The following is a 15,981-nucleotide window of genomic DNA, read 5'->3' as shown; positions in this document are numbered from 1 at the left end:
GTCGTGCCCCGGCCAAACCCGCGGTGGAGCGCGCAGAAGCCCCTCACGCAGCGACGTCGGTGCGGGCCAGCACGCGCCCCGCGGCCCACACGCATGCGATCGCGCACGGGACCGCCATCGCGAGCGCGCACGGGCCCAGCCACGCCAGCTGCGCTCCGTGCCAGACCAGGCTCGATACGGTGATGGCGTCGGCGAGCCACGGGCGCGGGTCGAGCAGGTCGGGTCGGTAGAGCAGCACCGCCGAGGGCATCACGGTCGCGAGCCAGACCGCCGAGCCGGCGAGCAGCGCGAAGAAGCTCTCGCGCATGCGGACCAACAGCGACTCGAGCGCGGCCAGCTGGACCAGCGCGATCGCGGTGACGAACAGGCCCGCCCCGAGCGCGCCGAGGATCGAGATCTCGGCACCGTCGCCGAAGTGGCCCGCGAGCGCGACCAACATCGCGAGCGTGACCGCGACGCCGACGAGCACACTGGTGAGCAGCACGGTGCCCGTACGCGCGGCGAGGAAGCCCTGCGGCGTCACCGGCTTGGCCAGCAAGAGCTCGAGTCGATGCTGCTCGCGCGCGACCACCAGGCCCTCGACGAGGCCCGCGAGCCCGACGTAGAACGCCGCGAAGTAGATCGCGACGACGTCGTTGAAGAGCATCACGCCGCCGAGGGTGCGCAGGCGGAAGCCCTGTTGCAGCAGGCCGATGGCGGCGTCGGGGAAGTGTGGAATCACCGCGTGCGACAGCGCGAGCCCGCCCACCGCCGCCAGCGTGACGCCGATTGCCGCACGGCGAGGCGTGGCCGCGGCCTCGGCCCGCACGTAAGTCCACGCGGGGCCGGCACTCACGACAGCACCGCCAGTCGTCGAGCGCCGATCGAACCAATCCACAACATCGCCGCGGTCGCGAGCACGAGCGTGCCCGCCGGCACCAGCGTACCGAGTACATCGAGGTGATCGAGCCGCCCGAGTGCCGAGGCTCCGACCGCGATGGGGTTGAGGTTCGCCCATGCGCGCCAGGCCGGCTGGTAGTAGCCGACCAACGCCATGCCCACCAACGTGGTGGTGATGCCGAGCGCGACCAGGGCCGCAGCCACGCGCCGACGCACCCACGCGGCGCAGGCGGCCGCGAGTGCGGTCGCGAAGGTGGCCGCGAACAGGTTGGGCACCATCGCCAGCAGGAACGGGCGCGCGTGGAAGCCCGCCACCTGCACGCTGAACCACAGCGCGCCGAGCAGCTGGGTCGCGATATAGAGGATCGCCATCGCGAGGCACGCCGACATCGCGCGCAGCACGAAGTAGCGCGACATGCCGATGGGCTTCGACGCCACCAGCACCAGCGAGCCCAGATCGCGCTCGCGCAGCACCACACCGCTGGCCATCACGACCGGCAAGAACGCGATGGCCTTGTTCATCACGAGATCGATCCAGAGGTACATGAACAGCGCGAATGGGTCGTCGCTGGCGAACCATGCCTGGACGGCGGCGAGCACGTGCGGCGGGGGGCGCTCGAACAGCACCGGGATCGAGACCACCGCGTACAGCAACATCGCGGCCGCGAGCCAGGTCTTGCGCTCGCGCAGCGTTGCGCGCAGATCGAGCCACTGTAGCCGTGTCATGCTGCGGCGCTCCGCACCAGCGAGAGGTAGAGGTCGTCCATGCCGGCGACGCCGTGCTCGGCCTTGAGCGTGGCGACGGTGTCGCACGCGATGAGCTTGCCGTGGTGGAGCGCCGCGACGCGCTGGCACACCGCCTCGACGTCCGAGAGGATGTGCGACGAGAACAGCACCGTCACGCCGCGGTCGCGGGCGAGCTCGCGCAGCAGCTCGAGCAGCTCGTGACGGCCGAGCGGGTCGAGCCCCGAGGTCGGCTCGTCGAGCAGCAGCACGCGCGGCTCGTTCACCAAGGCCTGCGCGAGCCCGACCTTCTGCGCCATGCCGGTGGAGAAGCCGCGCAGCCGGCGATCGGCGGCGTCCTGCAGACCGAAGCGTGCGAGCAGGGCCTCGGTGCGCTGACGCGCGACCGCGACCGGCAGCTCGAACATCGCGGCGATGTAGTGCAGGAACCCGCGCGCAGTCATGTCGGGCGGCAGCGTGTAGCTGGCCGGCAAGAAGCCGGTCACGCGGCGCACCTCGAGCGCGGCGTGGGTGCAGTCGTGGCCGAGCACGCGCGCCGCACCGGTGCTCGGGGTGGTGAGGCCGAGCAGCATGCGCAACGTCGTGGTCTTGCCGGCGCCGTTGTGGCCCATGAAGCCGAAGATCTCGCCGGCGCCGACCGTGAACGAGAGCGCCTCCACGGCGGTGACGGTGCCGAAGCGCTTGCCGAGGTTGTCGATCTCGATCGCGGCGGTGCTGGTCATCGGGTCCTCGTGCGGGTGCGGGTGGTCTTGCGGGTGGGCTTGGCGGAGCGCGGGCTCACGGCTGCGCCAGCGGCGGTGCCGTGTCGCGGCGTGTCGTGCCCCGGCCGCGCCGCGAGACCGCGTTCGAACAGCTCGACGATGGTCGCGAGCGTGCGCTCGCCCGAGAACAGACCCAGCTCGGTGATGAGGCCGAGGTGCTGCGGCGAGAAGCGCAGCACACCGAGTACGTACGGGATGGCGTCGCGGTCGACGTCGGGGCGGATCTCGCCGCGGGCGATGCCTTCATCGACCCAGCCCGCGATCTGATCGATCTCGACCTTCGCCGCCGCCGCGGCCTGCACCGGGTCCGTCACCAGCAGCTCCCGCAGCTCGGGATCCTCGCGCATGAGCTTGGCGAACAGCGGCTCGCGGAGCATCTCGCGGAATGCGAACGCCAGGGTCCCCACGATGCGCTGCAGCGGCGAGCCGCGCGACACCACCTCCTGTTCGTAGCGCGCGCGGATGCCCGCAAACACCTCGAGCACGAGCTCGCGCAGCAGCGTGCGCTTGTCCGGGAACTCGAGGTAGAGCGCACCCTTGGCGCAGCCCGCCGCCTGTGCGATCGCGTCGAGGTTGGTGCCCTTGAAGCCACTGCGCGTGAACTCGGCTTTCGCGGCGTCGAGGATTCGACGCCGCCGCGAAGGGTCGCGGGGGCCGCGGGCGGGCGTGCTCACAGAACTGATATGACTCATTTGTTCAAATTAGTCAAACCGATGGGAGGTGCCTCCTCGGGCCCGTGGGCGCCGGTTGCGGTCGGCGCCGACCAGCACGCACGCACGCCCGTCGGCGCACCCCCATCGTCGGCCAAGCAGGTATGCTGACGCCGCGACGATGCCGAAGTGGAGCCCCTCCGATCTCGCGCTCTCGCGACCGGTCACCGTCGGCATGGCGCTCGTGGCGGTGGTGTTGCTGGGCCTCATCGGGTTGTCGCGCATGCCGCTGTCGTTCCTGCCGCGCGAGCAGGCCGCGCGCGCGTACGTGCGCGTCGACATCGCGCGCACCAGCCCCGAGGTGCTCGAGCGCGAGCTCATTCGTCCGCTCGAGGAGGCGGTCGCGGGCCTGCGTGGGGTCGCGCGCACGCAGGTCGGGTCGGGTGGCTGGGGTGTGCGGATGAACCTCGAGTTCCAGCCCGGCGAGGACGCCGACGCGCGCAAGCTCGAGCTGCGCGACCGCATCGATCGGGTGCGCGGCGAGCTGCCGGAGTTCGTCACCAACATCGAGATCGGCAGCTACACCAACGCCGACGATCCGATCATGGAGGTGCGACTGTCGTCCGGCACCGACCTGTCGCAGGACTACTATCTGATCGAGGAGCGCATCGTGCGGGCGCTCGAGCGCATCGACGGCGTTGCGCGCATCGAGCTCGACGGCGTGTCGCCCCACGAGCTGGAGATCGCGGTCGATCTCGAGGCGGTGCACCGCACCGGGGTGTCGCTGGCGGAGCTCGGCGCTGCGGTTCGCGACGCGCGACAGGGCCACAGCATGGGCGTGGTGCGGCAGACCACGCGCGACGCCGGCGTGCGCAGCCCGTCGGCGCCGGCCGAGCCGGGGCGCTTCGCGGCGCTGCCGCTGCGACGGGGCGCCGACGCGGCGCAGGCGATGGCCGTCGCCGCGACCGAAGCTGCGGCCGAAGCGGCGGCCACCGAGGGCGGCATCCCCGGCGCGGTCACGACCGCGGGCGCGACCGTGGTCGACACCGAGACCGGCGATGACGCTCGCTTCGCCGCGCTCGGCGAGGTCGCGAGGGTCCGCGTGCACCCCGAGGAGAACCGCAACGCCAAGCGGCTCAACGGGCGCCGTGCGGTGAACCTCGAGGTCTTCGCGGCCGCCGGCGCCAGCGTGGTCGAGGTTTCGCGCGCCGTGGCGCGCGTGATCGACGAGCTGCACGCCGACCCTGCGCTCGATGGCATCGAGGTGCTCGTCGTTCGCGATCAGGGGCAGATCATCCTCAAGACCCTGGCGGACCTGCGCGACAGCGGCATCTACGGCGGTCTGCTGGCGATGGCGGTGCTGTTCCTGTTCCTCCACCGCTTGCGCACCACCGTCGCGGCGGCGGTCTCGGTGCCGTTGTCGGTGCTGGCCGCCGGCGCCGTGCTGTTCATGCGCGGTGAGGAGCTCAACTGCGTGGTGCTGCTCGGGCTGGTGCTCGGGGTCGGGATGCTGATCGACAACGCGGTCGTCATCGTCGAGGCCATCGCGGCCCAGGCCCGTACCGGGTTGTCGCAGCTCGAGGCCGCTCGACGCGGCGCCCGCGAGGTCGGCTTCGCGACCATGGCATCGACGCTGTCGACCGTGATCGTGTTCGTGCCGCTCATCGTCAACGACCCGGCCGACGAGCTCAGCACCTATCTGCGACCGCTCGGCACCACGCTGGCGATCGGTCTGGTCGCGAGCCTGTTCGTGAGCCAGACCTCGGTGCCGCTGCTGCTCGGCCGCCTGGTGCGGCCCTCGACCAGGCCCACGCATCACCCGGTCCTGGGGCTCTTCACCCGTGGCTACGCGTGGCTCATCGCTCGCACGCTGCGCTGGCCCAAGCTGACGCTGCTGCTCGGCGTGGTGCTGGCGGCCTCGGCGGCATACCCGGCGAGCAAGCTCGAGCTCAAGCTCGGCCGTGCCGACATCAAGCCCGACCACCTGCCGATCCGGCTCGAGTTCAGCGGCAGCCGCAACTTCGAGAAGATCGAGCACCACGTCGTCGTGCTCGAGGAGGCGTTGCTGGCGGCCCGCGACACGCTCGGCGTCGAGTCGGTCTCGTGCTCCTACGGCGATCACCGCAGCTCGTGCCGCGTGTACCCGCGTGACGCGTTCGAGAGCGAGCTGGAGATGGCCGAGTTCGAAACCCGCGTGCGGCAGGCGCTACCCGAGCAGGTCGGCGTCCGCTATCGGGTGAACGAGTCCGAGTTCAGCTGGCGCGACAACACCGATCGCAACGTCGTCGAGTTCGCGATCAAGGGCGACAACATGGCGACGCTGATGACGCTGTCGCAGCAGGTCTCCGCACACCTCGAGCGCACGCTCGCCAAGGGCGACGCCAACGCGCCCGACGCCGGCGGTTTCGACCTCGTGACCACGCCGTACACCGACGGCGCGCGCGAGCTCCACGTCGTGCTCGACGGCGATCACCTTCGCGCACTGGGATTGTCGGCCGACGACGTGGCGTCGCGGGTGTCGCTGGCGTTCCAGGGCATGCCGCTCGGACGCGTCCGGGGCGAGCGCGGCGAGCTGCGCCTGCGGATGTCGGCGGCGGGCGAGGGCGAGAAGGGCCCGGGCATCGAAGACGTCCGCGACCTGCGACTGCCGTTGCCGGCCGGCGGGGAGATCCCGCTGGGCGCGGTCAGTGAGATCGAGTTCGAGCGACGGCCATGGTGGATCCAGCGCGTCGATCGACAGACCGAGGTGCGCCTGCAGGTGCGCTTCTTCAACGCCGATCCGAAGGCCAACTTCGAGCTCGTCAGCGCCGCGATGGCCGACTTCGTGTTCCCACCCGGCTACGGCTGGGGCCGCGGCACCCAGTGGCGAGGCCAACGCGAGGCCAACAACGACATGCTCGTGAACCTCGGGCTGTGCCTCTTGCTGGTGTACGCGGTGATGGCCTCGTTGTTCGAGAGCTACCTGCAACCGGCGGGCATCCTCGTGACGTGCCTGCTGGGCGCGTTCGGGGCTCCGTGGGCGCTATGGCTCACGCAGACGACCGTCGACGCCACCGCGATCGTCGGGCTCTTCATCCTCGTGGGCGTGGTGGTGAACAACGGCATCATGCTGATCGATCGCGCAACCTCGCTGCGCGCCGGCGGGATCGCGCGCGCCGAGGCGCTGCAGGCCGCGGGGCGCGATCGCCTGCGACCGATCCTCATGACCGTGACGACGACGATCCTCGGCCTGGTGCCGATGCTCATCCACCACCCGACCCTCGCTGGCGTCTACTACCATGCGATCGCGATCGTCATCACCGGCGGGTTGCTGACCAGCACGCTCATCACGCTGGTGTTCCTGCCCGCGGCGTACGCGACCATCGAAGACAGTGCGCTCGGCGTGCGTCGCGGCTGGCGCCGGTTCGCGGGGGCGCGGCGTCGATGAATGCGCCGACGATGGCGGAGGTGCGGCTCGACAAGTGGCTGTGGGCCGCGCGTTGCTTCAAGACCCGGTCGATCGCCGCGGAGGCCTGCGACGCCGGCCACGTGAAGCTCAACGGCAACTCGGCGAAGCCGGCCAAGAGCGTGAGGGTGGGCGATCGGGTCGAAGCGAAGACCGAGGGCGGGCTGCGGGTGTTCGAGGTCGTCGCGTTGTCGGACCGACGCGGCCCCGCAGAGCAGGCTCGCACGCTCTACGTCGACCACTCGCCACCGCCACCGCCACGCGAGGAGCCGGTGGTGACGCGCGAGCGCGGCGTCGGCCGACCCAGCAAGCGCGACCTGCGACAGATCCAGAAGCTGCGCGGCCACTAGCGTTGCTGGCAACGGCACCGCGTCGGAGTCGACGCCGCTGACCCGTCCGATCTCGGGCCAGCGGGCGTAGCGGACGAGGTGCCCGCGCGCCCGCGTCGCCGCGATCGCCGCGAGGCTCGTCGTGCATCACTTGTGTCCCATCGATCACGATCGACGCGACGGCACTCGATTGCCGTAGGCGCTGCGGGGCATCGCGTCCCAATCGCCGCGGTGATCGGGCTGCTGCGTCACGCACGATCTGCCGGAGCGTGCGTACGACATGTGCCGCCGCGTGGGCCAAAGCCCTTCGCGTGGGCGCCTCGGGGGGCGGGTCGCGCTAGGCAACGCGGCGTTACGCTGGCAGGCTGTTACATCTGGGGTGCCGACGCATCTCGGCACCACGCATGGCCAGTCACTCGCGAGCACCGGACGACGACGCGCAGCGGACGATCCTGCACATCGGCCCGGCGCCTGTGCCTCGCCCCGAGACCCGGCGCACGCCACCGCCGCCGCCCCGCATGGGTGCGCGACCGGCTGCACACGCGGAGGTCCCCGATACGGCCGAGGCCGGCGTGCCGATGCCGATCGACGTCGGTGAGCCGACCGCGACCCAGCCCATCGATCTGCTCGCAGTCACCATCGGCGGCGTGCTCACCGGCACGCGCTATCGCATCCTGCGTGCGCTCGGCGACGGCGGCATGGGCACGGTCTACGAGGCCGAGCACGTCGACATCGAGCGCCGCGTCGCGCTCAAGATCCTGCGGCCCGAGTACACCCGCACACGCGCGATCGCGGAGCAGTTCCGTCAGGAGGCCCGCGCTGCCAGCAAGGTGGGCTCCGAGCACATCGTGCAGGTCTACGACTTCGCGGAGCTGCCCGGTCGCTTCGTGATGTTCACGATGGAGCTGGTCGATGGGCCGACCCTGCGCCACGAGCTGCGTGCCGGACCGATGTCGGCGTCGCGCGCCATCGGCCTGCTGCGGCAGATCTGCAAGGGGCTCGACGCCGCACACAAGGCCGGCGTCGTGCATCGCGACGTCAAGCCCGAGAACATCGTGATCGAGCGTCGTCGCGGCCGCGCCGACGCCGTCAAGCTGCTCGACTTCGGCATCGCGGCGATGCTCGGTGAGGATCTGCGGCCGATGTCCGCCGGCACGCCGCACTACCTGGCGCCCGAGCTGGTGGCGGGCGCGAAGTTCGATCAACGCGCCGACATCTACGCGGTCGGCTGCACCGCCTACGAGATGCTCACGGGGCAGCCGCCGTTCGCAAGCGACAGCACCGACCTCGACGAGGTGCTCGGTAGCCATCTCTCGGACACCGCCGAGCCGCCGAGCAAGCTGCGCCCCGAGCTCGGTATCCCGCCTGCGCTCGATCGCGTGATCCTGCGCTGCCTCGCGAAGCTGCCCTCGAATCGCTTCCGCACCATGGGCGAGCTCGAGGCCGCGTTGTGTGCCGCGCAGATCGACGCCTCGTTGCAGACCAGCTGGGACGACCTGCCGCTGCCCGACGAGGTCGACCCCGAGCTCCGCGAGCGGCTGCTGCGTGAGATGCCCGATCTGAACGGACCCGCGCCGCGCCGCCGGCGTGCGTGGGTTTCGCCGCTCATCGTCGGTCTCTCGCTGGCACTGGTCGGGGTCGCTGCGTACGCGTGGGTCGCACGGGGTGACTCGGCTGCCGCGGTGCCGGTCGGGCCCACCGAGGTCGAGCGGCTGGTCGACGAGGCGCGGGCCGCCGGCGCGCTCAGTGCCTACGTCTACCCCACGCCCGAGGATCCGAGTGGCGCGACCGCGTTCTCGAAGATCCGCGAGCTCGAGTCGATCGGTGACGAGTCCGCCGTCGGCGCTGCGTCGGCGCTGCGCGAGGAGTTTGCCGCCACCTTGTCGCGCCTGGGCGACTCGTACTGGGACCGCGAGGGCGGGCACGTGTTCGCGGTCGAGTACTATCGGCAGGCGCTGGTGTTCGACCGGACGCTCGCGCACGCCCGCGAGCGCGCCGAGCTCGACGACGATGCCGCGATCGATCAGCTGTCGCGCAAGGCCGAGAGCATCGAGTTCACCGAGCAAGAGATCGCGGCCGCACGTCTGCCCGCCAGCGATCGCGGCCGCGATCCACGACGCCCGAGCCCGTCCGGCCCCGCTGGGCGCGACGCCGAGCCGGTGGTCGCCGAGGTGGCGGTGGCCGCGACAGGGGCCGAGCCGTCGACCCCGAGCGAGCCGCTGCCGCCGCGCCCGACCCAGGCGGCCGCGGACGAGCGCGCCGGCGCGGCCGATCTCAGCAAGAGCGCCGCGAAGCTGTTGTCGTCGGGCCTGCGCAAGGATGCCGAGGAGATGTTCAAGCGCGCGCTCACGTACGACCCCAACAACGCGCAGGCGTTGGCGGCGATGTACGGCATCGAGGCTGCGCGCGGCAACCACGACGAGGCACTCGAGTACGCCGAGCGCCTGGTCGCCAACGCACCGCAACGCGCGGAGCACCACATCCGCGTCGGCGATGCGTCGATGAAGCTGGCCGAGTACGCCGATGCCCGTCGGGCGTATCAGCGTGCCGCAGCGCTGGGCTCGAAGCAGGCCGCGAAGCGGATCGAGAAGCTCGACGAGGTCTCGCCACCGCCGGCGCCCGAGCCCCGCGCGGAGCCGGACGAGGACGCCAAGGTCGACGCCGACGACGAAGCCACCGAGCCGCCAAAGGTACCGACCAAGTCTGCCGAATCCGACGTGTCGCCCGACGACGCCGCGGGCTAGTACCTCGACACAGCGATAGTGATGGGTCAGAACGCCGTCATGGCCGCGACTCCGCAAGGCGCCGTGCCGCCGGAATACCGGGCGTATTTCAAGGTGCGGCAACGCAGCGAGGCGCGGTCAGGGCGGTGTTATGGCCCGTCACTATCGCTGTGTCGAGGTACTAGTGGAAGCCCGCTCGCGCTGCATCGAAACCAGTGCCCCGCGAGCGGCTTGAGCTGTGGCCGTCGTCACTGTCGCATCGGCCCCACAGCGCGCTAAGCTCCAGGCATGATGCTTAGAACGCGTGTCGACGGCGAAGGAGGTCGGGCGAGCAGGCGCCCGCCCTGGCGATGGCGGGCGTGTGCGCTCGCTCTCGCGATGACGGCCTGCAGCGGCTCGGTCAGCAGCAGCAAGCTCGGGGAGCTCGGCAACGGCACCTTCGAGTACCGCTGCGTGGGCCTCAACGACCCCGCCTGCGGGCTCGACGAGCTGACGCCCACGTTCCCCGACTGCATGCTGGTCGGCGGGCGCTTCGACCTCGGCTTCACGCTGCGCGACTTCGACGAGGTCTCCGATCTCGGGTCCGACTTCGTGTTCGTGCGCGCCGCGAGCGAGTCGTTCTTCGGCAGCGGGGCCGCGTTCACGACCCTGCGCACCGGCAACGCCGCGTTCGCGGCCTTCGCCGACGATCACGTCGTCGACGTGCTTCACCTCGATCTCGTTGCCCCCAGCGGCACGGAGATCCTGCAGGTTGGCGGTGGCGTCGTCGGTGACACGCTGAGCCTGGCCCGCGGCGAGACGCTCGAGCTGCTCCCACGCGGCACGGCGCTGGCGTCCGGATGCGTGGCCGCCGGCGGTGCGGTGCCGTTCACGGCGACCGCCGAGGATCCCGCCATCGTGCAGCCGAGCGTCGCGCAGACGTTGTCGGTGACCGGTGTCGCGCTCGGCACCACCACCCTCACGGTGGAGCTCGGCGACACGACGCGGAGCATCACGGTGACGGTCGAGGGCGAGCAGACCACGGGTGAAACCGCCACCGACTCGGGCAGCAGCGGCAGCGACGGCAGCAGCGACAGCAGCGGCAGCGGCAGCGACAGCGGCGGCAGCGACAGTGGCAGCGGCGGCTCGAGCGGTGGCAGCACCGGCGGCAGCTCTGGCAGCACGGGGGGGATCTGACCATGGCACGACTCACCCGCTGGCTCCCCTTCGCGCTGTTGCTCGGTGCGGCCGCTTGCAAGCCCCACTATGACGGCCTCGAGCTGCGCTACATCGTCGGACAGGGCGACCTCTCGGCCGACGGCCTCGCGATCACCGAGGGCGACGTGGTGATCGTCCAGGTGCAGCCGCTGTCCGACAACCCCTACGAGGACTACGAGAGCTTCGACCTCGTCACGCTCGAAGCCTTCGACGAGTCGATCATGCAGGCGGCGCCCTCGACCGACGTCGACAAGTTTGCCTTGCTGGGCGGCAAGGTCGGTAAGACCTCCGTACGCGTGAAGATCAACGGCGACGAGGTCGACATCATCGATGCCGAGGTGCTCGCGCAGCCCGAGGTGGGGCCATGAGCACCATCGCGATCGCGTGCATCACCGCGTTGTCACTGATCTCCGGGGCGGGTGCGCCAGCGCTCGGCGAGGCCCCGACGGCGGCGCCCACCGAGCCAACGACGGGCATGGCCACAGACACGGCCACACCCGAGCCCGCCGCGTCGGCGCCGAGCACGACGACGACGACGACGACCACCACCACGCCGGGCAGCTGGGACGCCGTGCAGGTCGAGGTCCAGGTCTCTCCGCCGCCGCCGCAGGTGGTGCCCGCCCCGGTTCCCCCACCACCGCCGCGGCGCGCTCCGACGCCCGGTGCGACCGCTGCGATTGCCTTGGGCGCGACCTCGCTGGGACTCGGCGTGTTCTCGATCGTGCTCATCGCGGGTCCGTCGGCGCTGGTGAAGCGCGCGGCAAAGGACCGCGCCGAGCGCGATCCGATCATCGGCGTGAGCGATCAGGCGACGCGCTACCGGCGGGCACGCAACGCCGACGACACCATGGAGGCGTCGTTCTGGACCGGCGTGGCGCTCATCGGTGTCGGAGCGATCGCGCTGGCGGTCGGCATCGCGTTCAAGAAGCGCGCAAACGCGGCGCGACGCCAAGCTCGGCTCGCACCGGCGAGCGCGGGCCTGGGATTTCGCTTCTGAGCCTCGACGAGCTCGCGCGGTGGGCTCACCGCGCGGGGCCGAGCGCCTTGCGCTTCTCGCGGTTGGCGGCAACCAGGCGCTTGCGCGCGGCCTTGCGTCGCTTGCGGGCCTCGGATCGGGTCTCACCCGGCAGTTGCTCGCGCACGCTGACCGAGCCGAAGTAGATCGAGCCGGTCACCAGCACGCGGACGTGCGCGTGCTGTGGGACCGGCTCGATCGGTTCGATCGGCTCGTCGTGATCGACTTCGCCGAAGAACGCGCTGCACTCCAGGTCGATGCGCAGACCCGGCGGCACGATGATCTCGATCTCACCGGCGACCACCTTCACCACGAACGCCGTGGTGCCCTCCGCCAGCCGGGCCTCGCGGAGATCGAGCCGCACCGAGGCGAGCACTGCGGTGACCGCGTTCTCGCGCGCGGGCGTCCACGGTCCGGTGCGCTTGGTCTCCGAGAACCATGCGCCGATGGTCTGCGTCGGGGCCAGCTCGTGGGGCTGCGCCGCGACCCGCACCAGCTGCGTCGGCTCGACTACCGTGGGTGCGACCAGGTCGCGCGCGAGCAGCTCGATCTCGGTGGCAGTCGCGGCCCGCTCGAGCAGCTCGAGGCGCCGGTCCAGCTCGTCGGCGTCGATGAGGTCACGCGCATAACCTTCGCCGATGCGCTCGCGCGCGAGCGTCCGCGCGCGCTCCAACGCGACCAGGTTGTTGGGCTCGTCGGCCATCCGCCGCCAGTGTGCCGCAACTTGCCCGCGTGGTAGCGTCCGCCGCATGCAAGTGTTCGTCACCGGCGCCACGGGCTTCATCGGCGGACGTCTGGCGCGGGCTCTGGTCGCAGGCGGCCATCGCGTGCGTGCCCTGGTCCGCGACCCCGCCGCGGCCGCGCAGCTGCGCGCCGCCGGCATCGAGACCCACGAGGGCGACGTGCGGGATCGCGGCAGCGTGCGCGAGGCGATGCGTGGCGCAGAGCGTCTGTTCCACGTCGCGGCCTGGTACCACATCGGCAGCGACGACGCGGCCCAGGCCCACGACGTCAACGTCGTCGGCACTCGCAACGTGCTCGAGGTGATGCGCGAGCTCGGGGTCGCGCGTGGGGTGTACACCAGCAGCATTGCGATCTATGGCGACACCCGCGGCCGCACGGTCGACGAGGACTCGCCGTGCAACGGCCCCTTCAACAGCGTGTACGAGGAGACCAAGTCGCTCGCGCACCGCGAGGTCGCGTTGCCGATGATGGCCGAGGGGTTGCCGCTGCGCGTGGTGCTGCCGGGGGTCGTGTATGGCCCCGGCGATCACAGCCCGATTCGCGACTCGTTGGTGATGCTGTTGCAGCGCAAGCTGCCGGTTGCTCCGCGGCGCACGACCTATTGCTGGGGGCACGTCGACGACACCGTCGACGCGCACCTACGTGCGATGGAGCGGGGGCGCGACGGCGAGTGCTACATCGTGGCGGGTTCGGTGTGCGAGCTCTCGCGGGTGTTCGAGATCGCGGCTGCGCGCGCAGGCGTACCGGCCCCGCGCCTGCAGCTCGACGGCAAGACGCTGCGCACGCTGGCGCGTGCCTCGGACGCGCTGCAGCGCTTCTTGCCGCGGCTGCCCTCCGCCTACCGCGGCGAGTCGCTGCGCAGCGTGGCCGAGACCACCTCGATCGCCAGCAGCGCGAAGGCCGAGCGCGAGCTCGGCTGGCAGTCGCGCGGCCTCGACGTCGGCCTGGCCGAGTGGGTCGACCACGAGCGCTCGCTGCTCACGCGCTCGGGCGGCGCAGCGACGCGCCAAGGCGCGGCGGATTAGCTGCCGTCGCCGTCGCTCTCGCGGGCGGCGGCTTCGAAGATGCCCTGGGCCATGAGGCTCGTGCTGGCATCCGCGCGCGCGCGGTAGATCTCGCCACGCACGCGCCGGATGCCGAGGTCGGCGGGCGCCGCGAGGGCGGCGAACTCGACCAGGTGGCAGGCGAGGGCGAGCTCGCCGGCGTCGAGCAATGCGCGCGCGCGCTCGCACAGGCGGGTCGCACCGCCGGCCAGTGTCGCCAGCTCGCTCGCGAGCACGTGCTCGCGTGCGGGCTTGAGATGGGCGGGGTTGCCGTCGTACCAGCCGCCGTAGAGCCGCCACAGGTTGCGCACGATGAACTCCGGCTCGTCGTACACGGCGCGGAGATACGGCCGCTGCAGCAGCCGCTCCGGCACGACCACACTCGCGACGACCTCGTCGAGCCGTGCGCCCGTGTTCATCGCCGCGACCGTCTGCTCGTGGAGGGTCTCGAGCAGCGTCGCGGCGTCGCCGAGCGCCTGCGCGACCCGATCGGCCCCCAGGATCGGTGGCCCGTGACCGGGGCACAGTACGCTCGCGCCCAGGGCCGCCATCTGTCGCAGCGCCCGCGCCCACTCGATGGGGTAGCGCTGGACCTTCTGTGGGTTGCCGCAGTTCGGTGCGGCCCAGATGAAGAGGTCGCCGGTCGCGAGCACGCCGCGGCTCGGCATCCATGCCCACGCGTGATCGTCGGTTTCGCCGCGCGCGTGGTGGAGCTCGATGCGTTCGCCGCCGAGCTCGAGCACGTGGGTGTCGACGAAGGTGCGATCCGGGTAGCGGAAGTCCTCGGGGAACAGCGGCGCGGGCAGCCGGAACTGCCGCATGTTGATGTGGCCGTTGTAGCCGGCGGTCATGCGGTAGCGATCGAATCGTTGCGCGACCGCGGCATGGGCCAGCACGTACGGCGTCGCCGCCGTGGGCGCCCGCGGTTCGTCCTCGTAGGCACCGAACCCGAACACGTGGTCGACGTGCCCGTGGGTGTACACGGCGGCGTGCAGCGGCCGCGAGGTCCAGCTGCGTACCGCCTGCCGCACCCGCGCGGCCAGCAGCGGGCTGCCGACGTCGATCAGCACGAGTCCCTCGTCGGTGTCGATGGCGGTGACGTTGGCGAAGCTGCCGACGAAGGCGACGCCGCGGGCGACCTCGTCGATGCCCACGAAGCCGCCCACGAGCGCGTGGGCAGAGCGCATGACGTGGTCAGCAGGCGCGACCCCCTGCCACATCGATTCCGCGAGATCGAGCACTGCTCCCATGGTGATCCGCCTGGTCGGTTCAAACACTACGGCAGCGCCGCGAACACATCGCTGCAGCCCGCGCCGTCCGGCAACCGTACCAGCTCGAACGCGCCGCCGTCGATGATGAACTCTGGCAGGTTGTTGTCGAGCGTGGTGGTCTGCCCGTCGGAGCAGCTCCCACCGCCGACCGTCGCGCAGCCGACATTGTGGTTCTCCATCGTGACGCTCGCGTCGCCCGAGGCGGCATCGCAGGTGTCGATCGTGCCGTCGAACTCGAGAATCGTGCGCGAGACGAGGTACAGCGATTGCGCGCGTGCGTTGCTGTCGAGCACTTCGATGCGCGGGTAGGCGTAGTTGCCCCCGGTCTTCGCGGTGGCGGTCACGCCTGGCGCACCATCGCCGTCGTGGTCCACGCTGGAGAGCGCGTGCCAGTCGCTCGGCCACGCGTCGTCGAGCGGATTCGCCATCGTGCCTCCGAGCACGACCGCGCCGCGCTCGAGGTGCAGCGCGGCGCCTGGATCCGCGCTCGCGATGGTCGCGACCGCATCGACGGTCGGCATCGTCGGGCTGCTCCAGATCGCGTCGGGGAACATGGTGCCGTAGGTCTCGTTCCCCGCCAGCAGGCCGGTCTCGAAGTCGGGCAGCTCAATGCGACAGACCCGGCCGGTGACCGCCACGTCGCCGCCGCCGGGGGCGAGGTCGGCCAACAGCCAGATGTCGATGGCGCCGGCGCCCGCCAGCACCGCGAGGCCGCCGCCCCAGCTGACGTCGACGCTGAGCTGGATCGCCGCGGTCATGTCGAAGTCGCAGGTGCCCCCTTCGCCGGTGGGATCGCCGGTGGGATCGCCGGTGGTCGCGGTGGTCGGCGAGGTCGAGCTGGCGGTGCTGCTCGCCGTCGCACTGTCGCCGGTGTCGTCGTCATCGGTGTCGCTGGCTTCGGTTGCGCCCGCGTCGGTGGGCGAGCTGCCGTTGCCGATCGTGAACGCGGTTGCGTCGCCCTGTGCACCGTCGTCGGGGGCACACGCAGCGGCGATGGAGGCCAGGAGGATCGCGATGGAGTCGGCACGCCCTGGATTGCGCATGGTGGCTCGCAACAGCAGTCTGCGTGCCAAGCGATGCGGAGGTGGCGACGTCGAAGGGTTCGGCGCAGCTGTCGACTGCGAGCGCACACGGCGATGTAGCGCGTGGCCTGAGCAATCTGCACAGCGTTGAGCAAGCC

At 71.2% G+C, this 15,981-nt stretch carries 14 protein-coding genes; 7 read left to right on the top strand and 7 right to left on the bottom strand.

Going from position 1 to position 15,981, the window contains the following annotated elements:
* Positions 1–43: 43 nt before the first annotated feature.
* The 4 genes from IPH07_20725 to IPH07_20710 are packed head-to-tail and all read right to left on the bottom strand — an operon-like array spanning position 44 to position 3,076.
* Positions 44–835, bottom strand: a complete 792-nt coding sequence (locus tag IPH07_20725; protein ID MBK6919833.1) for a hypothetical protein — start codon at positions 833–835, stop codon at positions 44–46.
* Entirely contained in the window at positions 832–1,605 is a 774-nt protein-coding gene (locus IPH07_20720) for a hypothetical protein (GenBank protein ID MBK6919832.1), read from the bottom strand. The genes IPH07_20725 and IPH07_20720 overlap by 4 nt, the downstream gene beginning before the upstream one ends.
* Positions 1,602–2,345 (bottom strand): ABC transporter ATP-binding protein, encoded by a 744-nt coding sequence (locus IPH07_20715; protein MBK6919831.1) that lies wholly within the window; start codon positions 2,343–2,345, stop codon positions 1,602–1,604. Before IPH07_20715 ends, IPH07_20720 begins: the two co-directional genes overlap by 4 nt.
* Positions 2,342–3,076, bottom strand: a complete 735-nt coding sequence (locus IPH07_20710; GenBank protein ID MBK6919830.1) for a TetR/AcrR family transcriptional regulator — start codon at positions 3,074–3,076, stop codon at positions 2,342–2,344. Before IPH07_20710 ends, IPH07_20715 begins: the two co-directional genes overlap by 4 nt.
* A 139-nt stretch (positions 3,077–3,215) precedes the next feature.
* Here IPH07_20710 and IPH07_20705 point away from each other — a divergent pair, with 139 nt between their 5' ends.
* From IPH07_20705 to IPH07_20680, 6 genes are all read left to right on the top strand, one after another.
* Entirely contained in the window at positions 3,216–6,461 is a 3,246-nt protein-coding gene (locus IPH07_20705; protein ID MBK6919829.1) for an efflux RND transporter permease subunit, read from the top strand.
* Complete coding sequence (locus tag IPH07_20700) at positions 6,458–6,829, top strand: RNA-binding S4 domain-containing protein (GenBank protein MBK6919828.1); 372 nt, start codon at positions 6,458–6,460, stop codon at positions 6,827–6,829. Before IPH07_20705 ends, IPH07_20700 begins: the two co-directional genes overlap by 4 nt.
* A 383-nt stretch (positions 6,830–7,212) precedes the next feature.
* Positions 7,213–9,552, top strand: coding sequence for a protein kinase (locus tag IPH07_20695; protein MBK6919827.1), 2,340 nt, complete (start codon positions 7,213–7,215; stop codon positions 9,550–9,552).
* 357 nt (positions 9,553–9,909) lie between these two features.
* Positions 9,910–10,707: a hypothetical protein gene (locus IPH07_20690; GenBank protein ID MBK6919826.1), complete on the top strand. Its 798-nt coding sequence runs from the start codon at positions 9,910–9,912 to the stop codon at positions 10,705–10,707.
* 2 nt (positions 10,708–10,709) lie between these two features.
* Entirely contained in the window at positions 10,710–11,096 is a 387-nt protein-coding gene (locus IPH07_20685) for a hypothetical protein (protein MBK6919825.1), read from the top strand.
* Positions 11,093–11,725, top strand: coding sequence for a hypothetical protein (locus tag IPH07_20680; GenBank protein MBK6919824.1), 633 nt, complete (start codon positions 11,093–11,095; stop codon positions 11,723–11,725). Before IPH07_20685 ends, IPH07_20680 begins: the two co-directional genes overlap by 4 nt.
* A 25-nt stretch (positions 11,726–11,750) precedes the next feature.
* Here IPH07_20680 and IPH07_20675 read toward each other — a convergent pair whose 3' ends face one another.
* A complete protein-coding gene (locus IPH07_20675; protein ID MBK6919823.1) occupies positions 11,751–12,446 on the bottom strand; it encodes a hypothetical protein in 696 nt (231 codons plus the stop codon).
* Between the two features lie 46 nt (positions 12,447–12,492).
* Here IPH07_20675 and IPH07_20670 point away from each other — a divergent pair, with 46 nt between their 5' ends.
* Positions 12,493–13,512 carry an NAD-dependent epimerase/dehydratase family protein gene (locus IPH07_20670; GenBank protein MBK6919822.1) on the top strand — a complete coding sequence of 340 codons (1,020 nt, stop codon included), beginning with the start codon at positions 12,493–12,495 and terminating at the stop codon, positions 13,510–13,512.
* Here the strand turns inward: IPH07_20670 and IPH07_20665 are convergent.
* Together IPH07_20665 and IPH07_20660 are read right to left on the bottom strand one after the other, a co-directional pair.
* Positions 13,509–14,717: an MBL fold metallo-hydrolase gene (locus IPH07_20665; GenBank protein ID MBK6919821.1), complete on the bottom strand. Its 1,209-nt coding sequence runs from the start codon at positions 14,715–14,717 to the stop codon at positions 13,509–13,511. The genes IPH07_20670 and IPH07_20665 overlap by 4 nt on opposite strands.
* A gap of 89 nt (positions 14,718–14,806) precedes the next feature.
* Complete coding sequence (locus tag IPH07_20660) at positions 14,807–15,844, bottom strand: hypothetical protein (GenBank protein MBK6919820.1); 1,038 nt, start codon at positions 15,842–15,844, stop codon at positions 14,807–14,809.
* Positions 15,845–15,981: the final 137 nt, after the last annotated feature.

Source organism: Deltaproteobacteria bacterium, from assembly GCA_016709225.1.
GTDB classification, from domain to species: domain Bacteria; phylum Myxococcota_A; class Polyangia; order Nannocystales; family Nannocystaceae; genus Xiheibacterium; species Xiheibacterium phototrophicum.
Note: the sequence above shows the minus strand (reverse complement) of the source record. Positions and strands in the feature narration are given on the sequence as shown.